Raw genomic sequence first — 20333 nt, 5'->3', positions numbered from 1 at the left:
TTAGAATAATAGATAAATAAATTTAAGTGTCTATGCATTACTTTGCTGGCTCATAAGCTTCAAACATAATATTCTCGAGTTCCTTTGTTTCAATCGTTGTCAGGGGCTGTAAAGGGCTTCTTAATTGTCCAGCCTCCTGACCTAAAAGTTTAAGGCCGGCCTGAATTGCTCTTGGTAGTCCTTTAGCTACAATAAATTTCAACAAGTCTATTTGCTGGAGGAATACCGCTTGTGCCTCTGGCAGGTTATTCGATTGGATTGCTTGATAGAGGCTCAAATTAAGTTCAGGGATCAAATTAGCGGCCGCTGTACACCAACCTGTAGCGCCAGCAGCGAAGGCAGCAAGCGCCAGAGGATTAGAGCCATTATAAAAGGCAACATCGTCGCCTAATTCCCGCCTTAGATAGTGCATCCGCTGAACGTCGCCTGTACTCTCCTTAATCATCGTAATGTTAGGGATTTCAACCAATCTTTTTAGAAGTGCAGGAGACATATCTACCCCTCCCGTTGCAGGATTATTATAAGCCATAATGGGTAACGAAATCTTAGAAGCAACTGCCTCATAGTGCTTCACAATCTCATCATCCGTTAGTTTCCAATAACTCATAGGTATAATCATTACCGCTGTAGCCCCCGCCTTTTCAGCAAACTTAGAATGATACACGGTTTTTTCAGTAGTTAAGTTAGATACACCCACTAAGGTAGGTACACGGCCTGCTACTTGTTGGATAGTTGCTTCGGTTACAGCTTCTTTTTCCTCGTCCGTTAAGTAAGGCAGGACTCCTGTACTGCCCAAAGGGGCAATTGCATGGGAGCCGGATGCTATCAAGCGTTCAACAAGCACTTTGAAAAGTGGAATATCGACTTGTTCATTATTGTCAAATGGAGTGATAGGATAAGCAATTACTCCTTCAAGAAGATTTTCTTTCATTTGTATTTATTTTGTAAGATAAAAGACTTATTAGTTAAAAGCCCAGTTGATAGGTTAATTACAGATCTCTTCCTTCTTCTTCTCGAAGAGCAACACCAAGGTTTTGCAACTGAGGGGCATTCTCACAAGCAATGTATTTGGCCATCTCTGTGTTGCTTAGGTTTTGGTGTCTATGCCAAGCCCAGGATGGGATGTATACAGCATCACCCTTCTGCCATTCTACTTTTTCTCCTTCGACCTCAGTGTAACCTTTTCCTTCCAAAACATAAAGCACTGTTTCGTAGGTGTGACGATGTTTGTTTGTCAACTGCCCTGGAAGAAGGCCGCCTATCGTCATACTCACATTCTTGCTTGGTAGGTCCACAAAAAAAACGGGATGTTTCCGCTCTGTAGAAAATCCGTCATGTTCTCCGGCTTCTTCGACGTTTTTGTGTATAAGGTTGGTTGGCTTTACATAAATAGGCCTTGCAAAGGTTTTATGAAAGTCTTTCGAGCTGAACTGCTTTTGCTCATAAATCACTGTTTGGGTTTCTGACTCTGCAGAGTTAAAATTGCTATTTGCCATAAAAAAAGATAATGTTATTGCAGTATTGCACTACAAAAATGAATTATATTTGGACTGCCTTACTGGTGCAGAAATCACAAAACAAACTAGTCCAGATATGCTTAGACCTTGGGATCTTCAAATAATTATCGATGTCAATTGTGAAAGGCCCATCTATATACAGATTGCTGATGCTATCATTAATGCCGTTAAGACGGGTAAACTTAACCGTGGGGACGCCCTACCCGGCAGTAGGCAGCTGGCCTCTATATTGAAATAAAATCGAAATACAATTGTTGAGGCCTTGGATGTATTACTGGCTGAAGGCTGGTTAGAATCTAAGGAGAGGAAAGGAACTTTTATTGCTAAGCAGCTTCCAGCCTTTCCGGAGGTAAAGCTTAATACTCCCCAAAGGATTAAGGAAGAGGTAGTTCTATAGCCGAAAATTATTTTTGATGACGGCCTTCCTGATACCCGGATCGCGCCAATTACTGAACTTGCAGCAGCTTACAGGCAAATATTCAGTCGGAAGGGAAGATGGCAACTTATGGGTTACAGTAATGCATCCGGAGACACTGACTTTCGTAATGCCATTATCCAAATGCTGAATTTTAAGCGGGGAATGCGACTTTCAGCAGATGAAATCTTTATAACAAGAGGAAGTCAAATGGCAATGTATCTGTCCGCCCAGTGCCTTTTGCGAAAAGGGGATCATGTTGTGGTGGAAAATCCAGGGTATAAACCTGCATGGCAAGCATTTAAAAGTGCTGGTGCCCAAATCTTGCCCGTGGGGGTAGATAATGAGGGGTTAATTATTGAAGACCTTAAGTTGCTGCTTGAGAACTATGGCAGCATTAAAGCTATTTATATCACACCTCACCATCAATTTCCTACAACCGTAACCCTTAGTTTGCCACGAAGGCTGGAACTGGTAACTTTATCTAATAAGCATGGATTTACAATAATAGAAGACGACTACGACAACGAATTTCATTTTGGCCAACGTCCTATACTTCCCGTAAGCAGCTTTGAAAATGCTGAAAACTTCATCTATATAGGTACCATGAGCAAGATTGTTGCCCCTGCACTGAGACTAGGCTATCTGGCAGCGTCGAGAAATCTGATTGCACAAGTGACTGAGCTGAGAAAGATTATAGATGTGCAAGGAGATAATATTATGGCCCAAGCAGTATTGCAATTGATTAATGAGGGGCATATTAAGCGTCATCTTCGTAAAGCAACACTTCATTATAAAAACAAGCGTGATTTTTTTGAAAAGGTGATCAATCAGCATTTGTCTGAGAAAGTGAATTTTCATAAGCCCGAGGGTGGGCTGGCCTTCTGGCTAACACCGAAACAAGAAACAAACCTTTCAAAAATAGCTGTAAAATTGCTTGACAAAGGGATACAGATCATCTCCCCTCAGGACTTTAGCTTCGATAAGCCAATCAACGGCTTACGCCTTGGCTATGCATCATTGAACGAAGATCAGCTCGAATACGGGATTAAAATGATCTCATCCTTGTTGTAAAGACGGGTTGTTTTCAGCCACTTTAAAACAAGTAAAATTTTTGAAATCTGCTGGGCAATCCTGATTAATTGCGTGCTCAGCAGATGGATAGATTTCTTAATCACAACCACAAGGTCTCCATCATTGCATCCTCACAGGTCCATGAGTTGCCAAATCAAGTCCACATGCAGACTTAGGTGATTTTTCAGTTCCAACGATCTTTACTTGAAGGTCTCTGTCTCTGAATTTAACTCGATTAAGTGAGTCCCATGCTAAAAAAATATCAATGTCTGTAAATTTATCGAATGCTACTATTACAGCTTTTTTCATATTAGCTACATTTGGTGTTATGATTTCAGGAATTAATTGACGTCCAATTCCCAAATTATCTCCATCGCTTTTTAAGTTAACACCAGTTGACTGTATTGTCATTCCAAACATACTAGTATCTACTATCGGGCTAATAGTCCACGATAGTAAGTACTCTAATTCTATTTTTTATGTATTTATGCAAATATGTATAGTTGTATTATGTCAAGTTGTAAAAATAAGCTCGACAATCATTATTCACTTTCCTAGACGGGTTTGTAGTAGCTAAAGGGATCCTATATTATGGGGACGAGCGTAGTTTTGGACTGTGAAAATTAAATGGCTAATGAACAACTGTTGTTTTTGCAAGGGGTCTAAGCGAAAGTAAACAATCCCTGCCACATGGAAAAGATAGATCAGAAACTACCTCCATTGAATTTATAGGAAGGTTTCATCAGGGATTTTGACATTTTTGTACCAGAAGTAAGAGAACCCGGGGTTACCTTAAAAAACTTTTTGAAAGTGTATATAAATGAGCTGGAGTTTTCATAGCCAAGTTCAAATGCCACCTCTTTTACCGAGTGATTGTTGCCTAGGAGATTGACAGCTTTTATTAACTTATATCTTAATATCCACTCCGAAAACGTTAGCCCGAGTTCTTTCCTGAACAACCTGGATAGGGTTTTGGTGCTAACACAGCATAAGTCGGCATAATAGTTTATCGGGCATTTGTACTCATAAGATTCTTCAAGCGCCTCTGCTATCTTTTTGATATTCGGATGGTTACTTAAAGGTAGAAAGGTTGTACTGGGTTTAGCCAGAGAAAGCTCATCAAGAAAAACTTGTTGAATCCGCTTCTGCTGAACAGTGAGAGGAGATTGATTATTAAAGGATGTAATTTTTAAAATCAGGCTTTTGCAGAAATCATCAATGTGAAATGCAAAACTGGTTTGAGAAAGCTCAGATGCAATGGAAGGAGCTATAAAAATCGAATTCAAGTTCGCATGCTCAGGAAAATAAACCTGGTGGACCACGTCGCCTGGAATCCACATCGCTTGTAACGATCCAACAATCCATACCCCGGTAGCAAATTCAACTTTCATCACTCCCTGGTCACAATAAATTAACTGAGCGCGGGGATGATGATGAGCTGAAGCGCATTGAGTATTGATGACCTTTTGGGAAAAAGAGATCAGCGGCCGGCTTGGATCCAGATCGAAGCCAGCATCTACATCTATAATTGTCCTCTTACCATTACTCATTGACTAAATATCGATATCCTATCAGCAGGTAAATTTAGTGTTTTGCAGAAAAAAACAGATGACCGAGAAATCAGAGATTCATAACAAGGAGATCAAAGAGCAATTCGCGAAGCAGGCGAAAGCGTATACCGCCCTTAGCGCTCATACTCAAGACTTAATCCGGCTTTTTAACATGGCAGAACCAACTGTAACTGACAGGGTATTAGATGTTGCCTGTGGTTCAGGTATTGTAGGCCTTGCATTTGCTGCATATGTAGAAGGGGTAACAGGAATCGATCTTACACCGGAAATGCTTGACGAGGCTAAGCGCTTGCAAAAAAGCAAGGGACTAAACAACGTCGAATTTATTCAGGGAGATGTAAATTCTCTGCCTTTCGAAGATGATACGTTCGAAATAGTTATCTCCAGGTTCAGTTTTCATCACTTAAACATACCAAAAAAGGTATTATCAGAGATGGTAAGAGTATGCAAACCGGGCGGGCTTATCCTGGTTGCCGACGTCGCGCTGCCCGATGAAAAAAAGGATAGGTATAATGAAATGGAATTATTAAGAGATTCATCTCATGTATCTGCTCTGTCCGTAAATGAACATCGGGAGCTTTTCGTCTCATCCGGTTTAATAACCATACAACATGACAATTACTATATGGAAATTGAGTTGGAAGATCAACTTAAAGCTTCTTTTTGCGACAAGGAAAAATTGCGCCGAATGATTATTGAAGATGTCGGGATTGATACACTTGGAATAAAGGCAACACAATTTGATGATTCATTGAAAATGTATTATCCGATACATATTTTCGCCGGAAGGAAACCCGAAGGCTCTTTAATTAATTAAATAAACAACTTATGGTACAAAACTTTGATAGGACTGAGCCAGCTGGTGCAGTAAGATATTTCAGGCACTGCATACTTAATGGAAACCTTGAAGGCGCCCTTAGTTGTTTTGATACAAACGCAGTGTATATTGAACAAGATGGGCAAGAGATAAGAGGCTTAGACAATATTCAAAAATCTCTCGAACATCTCTGCTCGTGGAAGCCTTCCATAAAAGGGAGCCGGCAGAAATTTACAATCGTCGGAGACATGGCGCTGTGGATGGATAAATGGACTTTAGAAGCTGTTATGCCAAATGGAGAGCCGGTTTTAATGAATGGAGCAACTTCATGTCTAATGAAAAAGAACAGTGAAGGACTTTGGCTCTGGCTCGTTGATAATCCATTCGCTGCAGAAGTATTAAATTAATAGCGATGACCTAGCTTAAATATAAACCAGAGCCAATCATCTTACGAACTATCTGTAATATCAAGTCAGGGCTGGCCCTGGCTTTTTAATTCAGTATAACGAGGTAAAGCTACTGCCAATCCTATATTTACCTTTTAAAACATTAAGGTTCAAAAAGCAGGACCAATAATCGTTTTAGTCTCAGAAAAGGACGCCTTATGTCACTTGCGTCCGATGAAGGAGAAAAAAGATAAAGTAATTGTGATTTTTAGGACCTTCCCTACACTTATTAAGCATGTCTAATCATTCGAGTGAAGCCAAAATCAGGTTTATCGAAATCATTCGGGAGAATGAAGGTCTTATTTATAAGGTGGCGAAATGTACTCGAACAATCCGGAGGATGAGCAGGACCTGCGTCAGGATATCATATATCAGTTATGGAAAAGCTTTTCATCTTTTCGTAATGAATCTAAGATCAGCACCTGGATGTATCGGGTTGCCTTAAATACCGGCATTCGATATTTGGACAAAGGCAGGAAGAAAGCAAATCAGGTTGAAATCGATGATAAGCTACTTAACAGAGCAGACATGGTCGATAGTTCCCGGAACTACACGCACGAGCTACTCTTTAAGCAGATAAAGAAACTGAACGAGGTCGAAAAAGCGATTGTTTTCCTTTTTCTAGAAGGGAAAAGTTACGAGGAAATTGCTGCTGTAACAGGATTTACAACCACGAATGTCGGAACCCGCTTAGGAAGGATCAAGAAAAAATTAACAGTACAAATAGAAAAAGTAGGATATGGATTTTGATGAGTTAAAAAAACAGTGGCTTGAGCTATCTGCAGATATTGATAAACAAGAAAAATTAACAGATTCTAAAATAATAGAGATGACTAAACAAAACTACAAGAATAAATTCAGGGCAATGAAGTTTTCGGAATTTACAGGAGCAGGAGTTTGTCTGGCTGCATTGCTTTTTGTTATTAACGGTATTGAAAAACTTGATTCATGGTATCTGATAACTTGTGGGATAATTTCGGTATTAGTGCTCATCGTACTACCAGTAATATCACTTATTTCAGTGTTTAAAATGGGTTCCATTGATATTCCGAATAAAAATTACAAACAGGCATTGTCAGACCACAGTATGAAAAAGATAAGTCTCATAAGACTTCAAAAAATGAGTTTTTACCTGGGCGCAATGCTTTTTGTTACTATTATACCGTTACTCGGTAAGTTGATGAACGATCAGGATTTGTTTGAGTCAGCAACACTATGGTATCTGTACGCGCTAGCGGCTCCTTTTCTTTACTATTTCACGCGCTGGGTGTTTAATAAATACGATAAATCTCTGGATAGGGCAGAGGGAATTCTCAAGGAGCTGAACAGGTAAACTATTATTGATGGCAAAGTTTAGCTGCAGCGTGCTTAGTTTTAATGTTTAAAGATACTCCGAAAAGAGGATATTAGCTCAATGAAGACTGAAGATATATCCATTAAACAATGGGAGGCTGGTCAGGAGGAATCTATTAGGGCCCTATACAACGATTGTTTTCCTGGTATCCAGAATTACATTAGTAGTAATTCTGGTACCCTTGAGGATGCTGAAGATATTTTTCAGGAAGCTCTCATCGTATTGATTCAGAAAATCCGTACACCCGGTTTTCAACTGACCTCATCTCCCAAAACGTACTTGTTTAGTGTCGCTAGAAACTTATGGCTCAAAAGGTTAAGGCAATCTAAAGCAATAAATTACAGCAATATTTACGAAGAAGAGTGCATCACTTTCTCGTACGAATCAAAACCAGAACCAACGGTGGAAGAAAGGGTTCAAGGTTTGCTGTCAAAAATTACAGGGCATTGTCAACGTATCCTAAAGGCTCTTTTTTTTACCATGATGCCAATGGAGACATTGATAAAGAAAATGGGCTGGAAAAACAGGCATACTGCTGCAAATCAACAGTATAAATGCCTGAAACAATTAAAGAAGAAATCGATTAATTAGCTATTCCGACTCCTCCTTATAAAATTTCATAGCTAGCAATCCATAACCCAAGGCGGCACCCGACCGAAGAGCTGCAGCAATCATGATGGTTGCAGCTATTTCCTCTTTACTAGCGCCTTCCTCTTTAGCTAGACTGATATGCTTTTCGATACAGTAAGGACATTGTGTTGTTAATGCTATCCCTATAGATATTAGTTCTTTATACTTCGTAGGGATATTAGTTTCTACATCTTCTACTTGCTCAATAAACTTTAACCACGCTTTACTCTGGTTGGATGCCGCCTCAATAATGTCTTTAGCAAAATGCTTGTCTGAACTTTCGGAAAACTTTGTCATAAATTTTTAGGTGTTAATACCTGAAATCAGAAATTATCACCCAGTGATGAATTATTTATAAATCTCACATTGTCAAAACTGATTTAAGAAGTGCAACTCGAGGTCCGGAAAGTCATAGTGCTGTTGCAGAAGTAGATAAATCAAGTCCACACAGTCTTATACAATTTTTCAGTTCCAACAATTTTTACTTGAAATTCTTTATCCCTAATTTAACTCAGTTACATAAACCATTCCATCAGCTTGTTATAGTTCATTGCATACTTGTTAAAGGAATTTAAATTGGTTTTCATTTGAAGTTCATTAATGGAGGCACTTAAGTATCCAAGTGTAGCTCGAAATGGAAGTCCACCAAGGCTGAGCCGTTCAATTTTCAATTCCTGAAGCTTTTCTATTGGAAGATTATTGGCCAAAAGATTGATTGGGCAATTCACTTTTTTTCTAAGTTCTCTTACTTCCTCAAGATTGGTTATCCCCGGAACGAAAATGCAGTCTGCTCCTGCTTTTTTATATGCATACGCTCTTTCTATCGTCTCTTCAATATCAGAGCTATCTCCATTCTGCCAATAGGTATCGATTCGGGCATTAATGACTAAATGCACTTGGTAGCGCTGGGCAACGCTTCTAATTACCTCAAGGTTTTTAACCTGCTCTGAAATTTGCTTCAAGGTACCCTCATTAATGCTATCTTCTATATTAACGCCTACAATTCCCGCTTCGATAAGTTTAGAAATATTGTATTCTAATTCAAGATGTGAATCCGCAAAGCCGCCTACAATATCAGCAGAGACTGGAATATCCACTGATTTTACAATCCGGCTTAAACATAAAGCATTTCGTCAAAGGGAATTGCTTCGCCGTCCGAATAGCCCATAGAAAAAGCAATGCCAGCACTACTGCTCCAATAGCCGGAAACCCCGCCTCCTGATATACTCTGGCACTTGCAGCGTTCCAGCAGTTAGGCAGTAGAAATAAAGTTTGATTTGGATGAAGCTTTAAAAATGCTTCAGCTTTCGCGCTGTAATTATTCATCATACAATAATTAAAGATTAAAAAAATTCTAGACGCGCTTCACCTTTACATCGGAAAGCAACAGGTCTGCTTAATTTAAAAATTTTCTGATACTAATTATGTAACCTAAATGCAAGCCCTCATGGAAATTATTGAAAACAAAAGCATCAGTAAGCGAGCTAAGTAAGAAGCCAGTTCCTGTTGTTCGAGCGTTGAATACTTTAAATTTACCGCTGTGAAAATCATTTATTGTAAGGGGAATTAGAGTAGTTAAAAGTTGTCTCAACTCATCTGCCTCTTCTTGGTCAACAACTTCAGTCGGCTTTGTGCCCGGCTTGTACTTATGAAAAAGGTCTTCAGAAATAAGCATCGATTGGGCAGAAGACTTGTAAATCAACGACTGTTGTGCTACGATAACATGACCAATGTTCCAGATAATATTATTGTTAAATCCTTTAGGAATATTATTAAGCTCATCTAGGCTATACTTGTCAAATAAATCAGAATATAATTGCCTGCTCGTCATCCAGGCATCGAAAATACTTTCCATTTAATGTTTAATTGTTGTATGAGTGCTTCCATTATTGGATAAGACTCCATAATATATCTTCTCTTTATTATAAGTGCTCAAAAAGCATACTTTTGGATTTCCTAACTTTTTTGGCGCTCTGATTGGGATCCTCATCCGAGCAATATTCAATCGCAGCCAGTACAATAGCATTCAGCCCTTTCTGTTCAAGTTGCAAAATATTATTGTACTTATTTGGCTCAAAACCTTCTATAGGGCAAGCATCTATTTTAAGTTCGGCACAAGCTATAAGTAGATTGGACAACGCTAGGTACGGTTGTCTTTTTAACCAACTTACTATTTCCTCGTCAGATTGTTCAGATATCTTGGAGATTAAAAAATCTTGATATCCTACTAATTCTTCCATTGGCATTCCCTGAATTTCCGATTGCAATTTAAGAACATCATGAATATGTTCAGCATTTACTTTCGTGTAGTTACAAAATACAAAAAGATGAGAACATTGAATAATTTGTTGCTGGTTCCATGATGCAGACATTAGTTTTCCTTTAAGTTCTATGTCCTCGATAATAAGAACTTTATACAATTGAAGCCCGTAAGAAGAAACTGAAAGTCTGACAGCCTCCTTAATTCTTTCTAGATTATCCTGGTCAATTTTTTTGTTAGGATTAAAGCTCTTAGTAGCATAACGCCAGTTTCAATTTTTTAAGAGTTCCATTATTAGATATCTTGTTTCAAAATGTAGTTCTTAAGGATGAAATCCTCTTTAAAGCCTAGTTTATCATAGAGGCGTTTCCCCATTAATGATGCCTGTAGGGTAACATAAGAAACTTCCAGTACAGCCCCAGAGCACACAAAATAAATCTTCCGAGAAATTTGACCCTCCATAAGTACAATTTCACCTCTCTTAACAGATTCAAATCTTATATGCTCTTTTATGAATTCCCAGGATCTATTCGAAATCGGAGAGTAGCTTTCAAATTTCTGTCTTAGCTCTGTCGTAAACTTTTCTTCATTAATCATTAATCAAAAATGATGTAAAAAAATGAACTTGTTGTTATGAATTATTGAATCCGAATTATTGTAATATCACAATACTTTTCTTCAGTTGATTCAGTGGATATATCAACTAGACGAATTCTAATTAAGGGCGCCAATGCTGGTCCACAACCACCAGCTACGTTAAAAATATTCAGGGACAGACCTCCATTTGCTTGCTCACCCTTTCGTAACCGGAGCATTCGGACTGCGGTTTTATGCTGCTGCACCTATATTGTCAAAAGAAGGATATAAGATTGGAGAATTTTGTGTAATCGATACAAGGCCTCGTAAGTTTCGGGCTGACGAGTATAAGAGATTGGAATGACTTTCCAGTAATGTTACAAGAGCACTTGAACGACGAATAGAGGAAATTCAATTATACGAAAAAGCACAAATATAGACAGGGACATATCTGCCTTTGAACGACTATCTGGCATCTGAAATCTGTATTTTCACGTGAAAGAGAAAAACAGAAGTTTTTCTCTTTCACGTCTGAGGGACTTAACCTCCTTTATCATCCAACCATTTTTCTGCCGAACCGATATCTGTAAAAAATTCGGTCATCACCCTACCCTCTTTTATATCTACGCTCTTTTTAGCGGATAATTGGCTGAAAGTGCTGGGAGAGAAGATCCATGCAAAGTAACGGAGACCAGCCTCTTCCATCATAGGAAACCATTCCCTACCTACCCATTCTGCTGCTTCTGACCAGGTTCCCTGAATATTTCTGTTATCATTAATTACTTTATAACACTGATTCTTTTTTAATATTTCCAACATTTTCATACAGCCGTTCTGGACCGAAGAAAAATTTTGAAAGCCTTTCCAATCCACTTCAATTCGATCGTCCTGCTGGTTATATAGAATGGTAATAGAAGAATCTTTATAAGAGATCTCTGTCTCTGTTACCTCCGCTTCCCCCTGCCTTTCAAGTGGCAGCCTGAAAAAGAAGGTTGAGCCTTTCCCCTGTTCACTTTCAATCCAAAAGTCGCCACCATGGCGCTTCAATATTTCGGATGATATAAATAAACCTAATCCCAAGCCTTCAAACCGCATTGAGGTGTTATCTACCCTATAGTATCGGTCAAATAGTTTATCCAGTTGGTCCTGAGGAATTCCGATACCAAAATCCTGTACTGAAACTATCAGATTATTACTTTGTAAGGTGCTGCTAACTAATACCCTTTCCCCTCCAGGAGAATATTTAACGGCATTGGTCAAAAAGTTATTTAATACTTGTTCTAACCTCAAACGATCGCCGGTATATAGAACGTCAACAGCATTTTCGACAGAAATTTTATGAGATGGAGCAAGGTGCTGAACACTTTCCACACAATCTGTAACGATCTGCCTGAAGTTGAATTGTTCCATAGTAAATTGCAGCTTACCCGCATTGATCTTACTAACGTCAAGCAGGTCATTTATAAGCTTCTCTAACCTGCTAATATGCTCGGCAGACTTCTGAACAAAATCCGACAACTTGGCGCAGTCTTTCGTACGCTGCATCAACTGGTTGAAGGCTTTAATACTGGTGAGCGGAGTTTTAAGTTCATGACTGGCGATAGACAAAAACTCATCTTTTTTTATGCTGAGTTCTTTTACCTCTTCGTATAATTTTGCGTTGTCCAGAGCTATTGCCGCTTGCGAAGCGACTCCAAGAACTAAACTCTCGTGTTCTGCTGTAAATACATCTGCATCTTTATGGCCTAAAAAGAGCCCTCCAATAACTTTACCAGATTTCGAAATTACTGGTACAGCAAGATAGCTTACTACCGGAAGATGCCCTGCCGGCATTCCATTATTAGGTGCATTTTTGCCATAGCGTGGATCCTTAGTGATATCAGCTACCCTAACCACGCCCTCTCCGGCAAATGTGGGATGAAAAACAGCGGTATTGCGAGGTGTGCCAAATTTTTCAAAGGCCTCTCTCGGGGCTCCTGACAATGTATATAGCAAAAAAGCCTCGCCAGATGCATTAATCGTATTATAAAAGAAAGCCCCAAAATTGGCGCCTGTCAGCTTAGTTACTGCATCGGTAACCTTTTGTAGTATTTCCTGCAAGTCTAAACTCTCTGAAATTGATAAACCTATCGAGTTTAATATTTCAAGACGTTCTGCATGGGTTTGCAGGAGCATGTTTGCTTTCTTCTGCTCTGAAATATCTCGAACTTCGATCACTGTTGCCACCGGAATTCCATTTTCGAAAATAGGGCTGGCAGCGCAGAGTACAGGGAGAGAAGTTCCGTCTTTACGAAAAAAAAGATCTTCATGCGCACGCATTTCGAAGTTTTGTGGTAGCGCCCTATCCAGTGGGCATTCTTCCATTGGATACTCCCTACCATCAGGGTAATGATGATGTATTAAATAGTGCAGAGGTTTACTTTTAATCTCCGTTAATGTGTAGCCAAACATGGTTTCGGCGGCTGGGTTCATAAAAGTACAATATCCTTTGTCATTCATTAAAAACAGGGCAGATGTTGCATTGTCGGTGATCGTCCTAATCAACTTGTTTTGAGTCTGAAGCGCAATGTCGGCCTCTTTTCCTGAAGTTACGTCAACCACAATGCCCTCATAAAAGAGATCTCCATCCACCATTTTAGCCTTAGCTCTTGCTAAAACCCATTTCGTTTTCTCAGGGGAGATTCTAACGCGGTATTCAATCTGGTAAGGCTCACTTTTATTTATTTGAGCCTCTCTCAAATGATTGGCGCGTTGAAGGTCCTCTTCATCGATGTTTTTTAAGAAATCAGCTAGCGGAATACCTGCTTCATCAAACGGCAATCCGTACATAGCACTTAAGGTTTTATCTGCATACACTATTTTCTTCTGATAGTCCAGTAGGTATGTCCCTACTAGTCCAAATCCGTGCTCGTCTTCCAATTGTCTTATCCTATTTAACCTCGAATCCATTTCTATTGTACTCAATTCTTATCCAGTAGGGGTAAAAGTAGCTTTGTTAGTTTAAAAATCATCATTTAAGCCAAAACTTGTTTGCAGCTCGTGTAACTGAATAATGCATTAAGAGGAAAGGAGATTTGATTAAGTGCTGTAAGGATAATTGAGAATAGCAAAAGGAATATAAAATCCCAAACCTCCCTTAACTAACCTAACTTCTTAGACTTCAGCCCGTACAATTAACGTTGTTTACAAAAGCCAATTTCCTTATTTCGCGGTGATTCCACTTTAACGGTCCTTATTTAATAAGGATTTAGATACGGATGATATCGGTGCCTATTTTCATCTGAGGTTCTGGTTTTATTACACTAAGAAGCACACTTGGCAACTTTTTTTCGACTACGCCGTACACTAATCCATGCATTTAGAAAGGGTAAAGGAGCATCCAAAATATAAAAGCATTCCTGAAAAGTATAAAAATTTGTTTGTAGAGATCCTTGAGGATTATAACGATTTCTACGCCCAGCGTTCAGGATTAGCAGATTCGGATGTTATAGAGAGGAGGCTTGCAGCAATTCTAGGTAGTCTTAGACCTGACATTATAAAACCTAATGATTCCGGCACAGAAAATTTCGGTAACGTTTCCGACCTCTTAACTCTGCTGGAACGCGAGGTCAATTCCATTAAACTCCAAGTGAATGAGCTTGAAAAAGTGGCGAAGCACCGGGATGCGATGCTTTCTGTCGCCAAGGCTGGAAGTTGGGAAGTAATGTTATCAGGAGACGTTTATAGCAATCAAAACTATTGGTCTGAGGAGCTTTTTCGAATATTAGGAATAGAACCAGGAAGCGTTGACCTAAATTATGATACTTATCTTAGTTTCATTCATCCCGAAGATATTCTGTACTTTGAAACGGAAGTTCACCGTGCAGTAGAGCTAAAGGGCCGGTATGATATTGAGTATCGGATTGTCTTGAAAAACGGATCACTGAAGTATGTAAGAGATATTGGGGAGGTAGTTGTAGATAGCATTTCCGGCAGGGCTCCCAAGTTTGTTGGAATAACTTTCGATATTACTGAATTTAAAACGGCTCAATTTGAGGTTAAGAGAAGTGAGATCAAGTATAAATCTCTATTCGAAAACAACCCTGATATGGTTTACTATCAAAACAGAGATGGATATATCACTGATATCAACAATTCTGTTAAAACTCTATATGGTCTTCCCCCGGAAGCTGTTATTAATAAGCATTATTCATACTTTGTTGAACCAGATAAAGTAGAAGCGTCTGAAAAACAATTACAAATTACCCTAAGGGGGCAACCGGTAACTTTTGAACAAGAACTCTTTATTCCTTCTTTAAGTAAAAGATGCTTCATTCATGTATCTAAAATTCCTGTTATTGTTGATGGAGAGGTTATTGGGATTCATAACATATCTAAAGACATTACAGATCTAAAATTAAGTTTGGAAAGGGTACAGGTGCAAACTGAAGAGCTTCAGGCAATTAATGAGGAACTGCAGGCGCAATCCGAGGAGTTGACTGTTCAAACAGAGAATTTAAACGAACTAAACCGAGCCCTTTCCGAGGAAAGGACAAAGGCAGATAAAGCAAATCAGGCAAAAAGCTCGTTCCTGGCAACGATGAGTCATGAAATTCGTACGCCAATGAACGGGGTAATTGGTATGGCTAAGCTTTTAACCTCAACGTCTTTAAATAGCGAGCAGGAGGAATATGTAGATATAATAAGCAAAAGCGGAGATGCATTACTAGCATTAATTAACGATATTCTGGATTATTCTAAGATAGAAGCTGGTCATCTCGAGTTAGAGCACCACGATTTTAATCTGACTGAATGCATTGAATCAGTAATGGATGTCTTTGCTGTCAAAGCTGCAGATAAAGGTCTAGACTTGATTTATACCACTGATCCCGCAATCAATTCCAATATCATGGGAGACAGTCATCGTTTGCGCCAGGTCTTGATTAATTTAATAAATAACGCGATTAAGTTTACTGTTTCGGGAGAAGTGTTGGTGAAAGTAGGCCTAGAACAATCTAAAGGGAAAGGGCTTTTTCTTAATTTCAACGTGATTGATACAGGGATTGGAATCCCCGAAAATAAAATTTCCCGCCTTTTCAAAGCATTTTCCCAAGTGGATTCATCAACAACCAGAAAATATGGAGGGACAGGTCTTGGCCTAGTTATATCAGAACGGCTTGTTAATCTAATGGGAGGAAAAATAGAAGTAAACAGCATTGTGGGTGCTGGAAGTACTTTTTCATTCGATATTCCATATCAGCCGTCAGAAAGCATAAAAATTAATATGCGGATCCTTTCAGAGGATAATAAGAACAAAAGAATACTTATTGTTAATGATAATCGGAACTATCTTGATATTTTAAAAGCCCAGCTAGAGCATTGGGGATTGGTTGCAATATGCAAAGAAACACCTAAAGAAGCGCTTGAAATCGTCTCGCAAAACACCCGTTTCGACCTTATTCTTACAGATAAAGTGCTTCCGGAAATGGATGGAGTGGAACTGGCAGAAGCGATTAAGAAGATCCAGCCGTATGTTCCTATCGTTTTATTTAGCACCGTAGGAGATGTGACCCGAACGAAGTTTCCGCATTTATTTTCCTCCGTACTGACGAAGCCGGTTAAGGAAAATTTGCTGTACAATACTATCCAGACTGAACTTAATAAAAGCAAAACTGATTTAAAGGGATTAGATATTTCAAATGTTCCTACCCCTTTCTCCGAAGATTTTGCTGAAATCTATCCTCAAAGAATATTGGTAGCAGAGGATAACCTGATTAATCAGAAGCTAATATCAAGAGTTCTGAATAAGTTAGGCTATTCCCTTGATATGGCAAATAACGGAGTCGAAGCAGTTAACATTCTTAAGCTAAAAGAATATGATCTGGTTTTGATGGATGTATTGATGCCTGATATGGACGGATTGGAGGCAACTAAAGTGATTCGGTCAATGAAAATTGAACAACCACGGATTGTAGCTATGACTGCTAATGCCTCGGCTGAGGATCGGGAAGAATGTTTAAATGCTGGAATGGACGATTTTGCAACAAAACCTTTAAAACTCGAAGACCTTAAAGCGATATTGAAGCAGACCTTACTGCATAAAATCTAATAAGCAACTTTTATCCTAAAAAACAAGTCATTGATCAAGCTTTTTTTTCGATTATTATTTTGCCCGCTGGGCTTCCATAAATGGAAATACCGATACGATGGCGAGAGAAAAAAATGTAGCTTCTGTAAAAAACGGATCGATATAATTCCTCTGACAAATTAACAAGAGTTCTGGTGCTATCGATTGAAGAAAGTAAAACTATCTTATTACATGAACAATGGTATTTATAAGCCTGTTTTTGGTTATTTGCTATTTGGAATACCTTGGTTTATTCTAACCGACCGGATAGTACATGTTTTTAATGGGAAGATAGATGAAGCGTTTTTTTTAAACGGCTAAGGGAGCTTTATTCGTTTTGACGAGTAGCGCACTGCTTTTTGTATTGCTAGCCATTCACAAGAAGAAGCTTTGCATTTCAGAGGAACAGTATAAGTATTTATTTTTCTCCAATCCAAATCCTATGTGGATTTATGACCTTGGTACTCTTAATTTTTTAGAATGCAACAATGCTGCAGTTCGGCAGTATGGATATAGTGAGGAGGAATTTAAAAAGATGACCATTTTGGTTGCGTTTGTATAATTGGGGATATTTTTTGCTTTTCCGCTAATTAATGAAGGCTAACAGAACTAGAGCCTTTTATTGGCGGAGACCAAGAAAAATCACAAGAAAGCCGGTAAATTGCTTAAAAATGAAAGGAGACCAAAGTTTAGAAACAAGCTACGAGGCTAACAAGGGGACATCGTAGCTCGGTATTTAAAATCACAATTATTCCCTCTCCACCGCAGTCGTCGAAACTGCACTTGCCACCACTCCAGCAGTAACCAAATAACCTGCAACCGTCGTCAGAGCTGCTGGCAGAGCTATTGGCGCTGTTAAAAGTGCTGTTCCTACGGCTCCGGCAATCAGGCCTGCTTTTCTTATTTTCCGGAAAAATCTGGGGGTAGGGGACTTGATCCTCCTCCTAAGGTTCAGTTTTGTGTTCATGATCTTTGAATTTTGTTTTCTATTATTAGTTTGTTGTTCTTTTTCTCTAGGGCCGCGAGGAGTTGTGGGTATACCAGGCGATAGGCCAGACCGGATTGCAGAACGATGTAGTCGCCATCTACCATGGTCCAATAATGCCCGGCAAGTAAACAGCCATTGGTGTTATCGATATAATTGCCTACGTGAAAGTATACCAGGCTGAAGTTTGGAATGCCGCAGATCTCAATCATCCCTTTATGGATATCGGGATAGTTCTTTTTATACCGCAGATTCATCCCGCCTGTGGTATTGAGCTTCAACTGATATTCTCCTTCCGGTATGCAGGTTTTCCCGGCAATCTTTTCTTTACGGATCTTATCTTCGAGCAAATAGCATTGAAAGATATCGTTGAGGTAAAGGTGACTGAGGGTACTGAACTTCCCCTCAGCTACTCGGATAACTTTTATCGCCATTATTCGGGATTTGTTGATGCGGTGATCAGCACGGAACCGCTATATACGGAATTGGTAACTTTCGTCCCCCTGCAATATTTGCCAATAGCAAATACCTCTGCACTGGTCTGGCCCATGAAATCTTCAAGTATCACAGTCCCCGCTACTTGCTCGCCATCAAATCTTGCTTCTTCGATGACCCAATCCTCATATTCTGGTAGATAAACTAAAACATGAATCCCCTCGATCATTAGCCGGGTCCAGCGCGGGATCGTGTATCGAAAGGAAAAACCTCCGGGGCAAGGGGTCAGTTCTGCGTCAAATATCCCACCATACCCTTCACACAAAACTACTTCGGGATAATCGATCCGAGGAGTCTCTCCATCTTCTACCATTGCCCTCTGCACTTGTGCCATCGCTGTTGAACTTCTGGCTTGCGCGTTCTTCGATTTTTTTGGCAAGCTGTTTAAGAATTGGTTAATCGGTTTGAGGAACCTGCCTACTAAGCTAAATCTTGCTCTTTGTGCAAGCTGAGCCTCTGTTGGTGCTTTGGTTGTTTTTCTTGATGCCTGTCTGATGCACTGCTGCCCTTTATGGGTGTAGCCTACAATGTTTCCTACTTTTCCGTAGAAGTTGCCTAATACGCCGTTTGGTAATTTTGCCATTTGTTATCGATTTTAATGAATGAATGAATGAATGAATGAATGAGTGAATGAATGAGTGAATGATTGAATATCACTTCCTTTTGTCTTTTGCTTCGGGGCTCCAGGCGATGAGGTTGAACATCTCCCTGAACCTTGAGCGGATGCGGTTTCCATATGCTTGTTCTAGTTCTGTAGCCGAGAGGTTGGTGGTTACATGAGTTGGAATGCGTTGGTGGATCAGGAGATCGTAGCGTGAGAGCATGATCTCTGCCATAACGTTCACCTCGTTCCCGAAATATTTCATGTTGGTTTCTGAGCCCAGGTCGTCGAAGCAGAACACTTGCGGAATGCGCTGACCACTGGAGGAATAATGCTGCACTGCGGGCGCTCCCTGAGACATGAATTGCATGCAGATGTCTCTGGCTGAAACCATCTGATAGTGATGACCTGGATACTGCAGGCAGCGGATCACTGTCATAATAGAAGTTTTACCACATCCGACCGGACCTGTAAGCAGCAAGCCTTTTTTCAGGTCAATATTTAGGAGCTCTGCATGATACTGGTCTTTGAAGAGATATACCAGGATCCTGAAAAGGATATCGTAATCTTCATGAAAGATCCTGAAATGATTTCCCAGAAGTTCTTTCCCCTTTTGTTCCAGATAATTTGCCAGGTCATCAAACTCCCGAACTTGCGGTTCTTGCTTGGGTGGAGAGTTAAGTGATGCTACTTCGAGCGTATTTTTTGTTTCAGAGGGCTTCATTGTAGTTTTTTACAGGGTTTACAAATAGGTTTCCGGAGACTGGTTTAGCTGGGGTTGCCCGCTCTGTCTTCTTTTTTGCCGCCTTTGTGAAATTTGAGTTCATCCATTTTACGGCGGCTGCATGCCAGTTTTGAATAGGCGTTTTTCCCATCATCCAGCCACAGGCCTCGTAATGGTTGAAAAACAGAGAGGCTTCCTCCTTTCCTGAATTTTTAAATTCAAAAAAATCTTCAACTTCTTTTAGAGAGATGTTTGTTAATGTTTTATTTAGTTTATTATGTTTATTTAATGGTCTCAGCTCTATCTCAGCTGTTTTATCAGTAGTATGATCACCTGTATTATCAGTAGTATTATCAAAAGTGATCATACGTATGCGGCTTCCTGCATGAATGCTGTGAGAGGGTAGGTAATCGATGAAACCCCATTGAGCTAGTTCCTTCATACATTTGGTGTAGGTGTTTACCGATCCAATTTTCGATAGTCTCATCACTTCGGCCCTGTTTACCGCAAAGGGATTTTGGAACTGCGCATGATTCCATCGCTGGAAAAGTGCGTGATACAGGCTGACATGCATAGGAGTGGGGCGCTCATCACAATAAAGTTGATTGTAGAAATCTGATAAGTGTTTGATGTAATTCATGATGTGCTGATTTGTGTGGTACAAGGTCAAGAGAATAAAAATAGCCAAGGGATTATATAACCCTCTCAAACTGAGTGTAACCCCTTTTTTTAATTTTAATTCACAGAGAATCAACTAGAAAA

Annotated in this window: 22 protein-coding genes and 1 pseudogene; 8 read left to right on the top strand and 15 right to left on the bottom strand. The window is 39.6% G+C overall.

Annotation, left to right across the window (positions count from 1 at the left end; translation table 11 throughout):
* Positions 1–37: 37 nt before the first annotated feature.
* Both J4N25_RS21610 and J4N25_RS21605 read right to left on the bottom strand, forming a co-directional pair.
* The gene (locus tag J4N25_RS21610; RefSeq protein ID WP_207423893.1) at positions 38–931 is read right to left on the bottom strand and encodes a dihydrodipicolinate synthase family protein; all 894 of its coding nucleotides are present in this window, start codon (positions 929–931) and stop codon (positions 38–40) included.
* Positions 932–989: 58 nt separating this feature from the next.
* Positions 990–1496 (bottom strand): cupin domain-containing protein, encoded by a 507-nt coding sequence (locus tag J4N25_RS21605; RefSeq protein ID WP_207423892.1) that lies wholly within the window; start codon positions 1494–1496, stop codon positions 990–992.
* 526 nt (positions 1497–2022) lie between these two features.
* Here J4N25_RS21605 and J4N25_RS21600 point away from each other — a divergent pair.
* A complete protein-coding gene (locus tag J4N25_RS21600; RefSeq protein ID WP_242695976.1) occupies positions 2023–3006 on the top strand; it encodes an aminotransferase-like domain-containing protein in 984 nt (327 codons plus the stop codon).
* A gap of 120 nt (positions 3007–3126) precedes the next feature.
* On the opposite strand, the gene J4N25_RS21595 is transcribed toward J4N25_RS21600, so the two are convergent.
* Both J4N25_RS21595 and J4N25_RS21590 read right to left on the bottom strand, forming a co-directional pair.
* Positions 3127–3417, bottom strand: a complete 291-nt coding sequence (locus tag J4N25_RS21595; protein ID WP_207423891.1) for a hypothetical protein — start codon at positions 3415–3417, stop codon at positions 3127–3129.
* A 293-nt stretch (positions 3418–3710) separates the two neighbouring features.
* On the bottom strand, positions 3711–4556 hold the full coding sequence (locus J4N25_RS21590) for a helix-turn-helix domain-containing protein (protein ID WP_207423890.1): 846 nt from the start codon (positions 4554–4556) through the stop codon (positions 3711–3713).
* A gap of 58 nt (positions 4557–4614) precedes the next feature.
* On the opposite strand from J4N25_RS21590, the gene J4N25_RS21585 reads away from it, so the two are divergent.
* The 5 genes from J4N25_RS21585 (at position 4615) to J4N25_RS21565 (ending at position 7785) form a co-directional block, all read left to right on the top strand.
* Positions 4615–5394, top strand: coding sequence for a class I SAM-dependent methyltransferase (locus J4N25_RS21585; protein ID WP_207423889.1), 780 nt, complete (start codon positions 4615–4617; stop codon positions 5392–5394).
* Positions 5395–5405: 11 nt separating this feature from the next.
* Entirely contained in the window at positions 5406–5801 is a 396-nt protein-coding gene (locus J4N25_RS21580) for a YybH family protein (protein WP_207423888.1), read from the top strand.
* Positions 5802–6158: 357 nt separating this feature from the next.
* Entirely contained in the window at positions 6159–6590 is a 432-nt protein-coding gene (locus tag J4N25_RS21575; protein WP_242695975.1) for an RNA polymerase sigma factor, read from the top strand.
* Positions 6580–7173, top strand: a complete 594-nt coding sequence (locus J4N25_RS21570; RefSeq protein ID WP_207423887.1) for a hypothetical protein — start codon at positions 6580–6582, stop codon at positions 7171–7173. The genes J4N25_RS21575 and J4N25_RS21570 overlap by 11 nt, the downstream gene beginning before the upstream one ends.
* A gap of 81 nt (positions 7174–7254) precedes the next feature.
* Positions 7255–7785, top strand: a complete 531-nt coding sequence (locus J4N25_RS21565; protein WP_207423886.1) for an RNA polymerase sigma factor — start codon at positions 7255–7257, stop codon at positions 7783–7785.
* On the opposite strand, the gene J4N25_RS21560 is transcribed toward J4N25_RS21565, so the two are convergent.
* The 6 genes and pseudogenes from J4N25_RS21560 to J4N25_RS21535 all read right to left on the bottom strand — a co-directional run bounded on the left by J4N25_RS21560 (position 7786) and on the right by J4N25_RS21535 (position 13624).
* Positions 7786–8121 (bottom strand): carboxymuconolactone decarboxylase family protein, encoded by a 336-nt coding sequence (locus J4N25_RS21560; RefSeq protein ID WP_207423885.1) that lies wholly within the window; start codon positions 8119–8121, stop codon positions 7786–7788.
* Positions 8122–8339: 218 nt separating this feature from the next.
* Positions 8340–8921, bottom strand: coding sequence for an isocitrate lyase/PEP mutase family protein (locus tag J4N25_RS21555; protein WP_207423884.1), 582 nt, complete (start codon positions 8919–8921; stop codon positions 8340–8342).
* The gene (locus J4N25_RS21550) at positions 8899–9153 is read right to left on the bottom strand and encodes an isocitrate lyase/phosphoenolpyruvate mutase family protein (RefSeq protein WP_207423883.1); all 255 of its coding nucleotides are present in this window, start codon (positions 9151–9153) and stop codon (positions 8899–8901) included. Before J4N25_RS21550 ends, J4N25_RS21555 begins: the two co-directional genes overlap by 23 nt.
* A 67-nt stretch (positions 9154–9220) precedes the next feature.
* Positions 9221–9679, bottom strand: a complete 459-nt coding sequence (locus tag J4N25_RS21545; RefSeq protein WP_207423882.1) for a DinB family protein — start codon at positions 9677–9679, stop codon at positions 9221–9223.
* Positions 9680–9746: 67 nt separating this feature from the next.
* Positions 9747–10340 (bottom strand): annotated as a pseudogene (locus tag J4N25_RS21540) (NAD(P)H-dependent oxidoreductase); the annotation flags it as partial.
* 860 nt (positions 10341–11200) lie between these two features.
* Positions 11201–13624 (bottom strand): ATP-binding protein, encoded by a 2424-nt coding sequence (locus J4N25_RS21535; RefSeq protein WP_207423881.1) that lies wholly within the window; start codon positions 13622–13624, stop codon positions 11201–11203.
* Between the two features lie 388 nt (positions 13625–14012).
* On the opposite strand from J4N25_RS21535, the gene J4N25_RS21530 reads away from it, so the two are divergent.
* Both J4N25_RS21530 and J4N25_RS27195 read left to right on the top strand, forming a co-directional pair.
* Positions 14013–16748, top strand: coding sequence for a response regulator (locus J4N25_RS21530; protein WP_207423880.1), 2736 nt, complete (start codon positions 14013–14015; stop codon positions 16746–16748).
* A 355-nt stretch (positions 16749–17103) separates the two neighbouring features.
* Positions 17104–17328: a PAS domain-containing protein gene (locus tag J4N25_RS27195; protein WP_207423879.1), complete on the top strand. Its 225-nt coding sequence runs from the start codon at positions 17104–17106 to the stop codon at positions 17326–17328.
* Between the two features lie 186 nt (positions 17329–17514).
* On the opposite strand, the gene J4N25_RS21520 is transcribed toward J4N25_RS27195, so the two are convergent.
* The 5 genes from J4N25_RS21520 to J4N25_RS21500 form a co-directional block, all read right to left on the bottom strand.
* Positions 17515–17733, bottom strand: coding sequence for a hypothetical protein (locus J4N25_RS21520; RefSeq protein WP_207423878.1), 219 nt, complete (start codon positions 17731–17733; stop codon positions 17515–17517).
* Complete coding sequence (locus J4N25_RS21515; protein WP_207423877.1) at positions 17730–18185, bottom strand: DUF5675 family protein; 456 nt, start codon at positions 18183–18185, stop codon at positions 17730–17732. The genes J4N25_RS21520 and J4N25_RS21515 overlap by 4 nt, the downstream gene beginning before the upstream one ends.
* Positions 18185–18829 (bottom strand): DUF6266 family protein, encoded by a 645-nt coding sequence (locus J4N25_RS21510; RefSeq protein WP_207423876.1) that lies wholly within the window; start codon positions 18827–18829, stop codon positions 18185–18187. The genes J4N25_RS21515 and J4N25_RS21510 overlap by 1 nt, the downstream gene beginning before the upstream one ends.
* A 70-nt stretch (positions 18830–18899) precedes the next feature.
* Complete coding sequence (locus J4N25_RS21505; RefSeq protein ID WP_207423875.1) at positions 18900–19571, bottom strand: ATP-binding protein; 672 nt, start codon at positions 19569–19571, stop codon at positions 18900–18902.
* Positions 19558–20211, bottom strand: a complete 654-nt coding sequence (locus tag J4N25_RS21500) for a hypothetical protein (RefSeq protein ID WP_207423874.1) — start codon at positions 20209–20211, stop codon at positions 19558–19560. The genes J4N25_RS21505 and J4N25_RS21500 overlap by 14 nt, the downstream gene beginning before the upstream one ends.
* Positions 20212–20333 lie beyond the last annotated feature (122 nt).

The sequence above is a fragment of the Desertivirga brevis genome (assembly GCF_017355835.1).
This window is presented reverse-complemented; position numbering and strand designations above follow the sequence as displayed.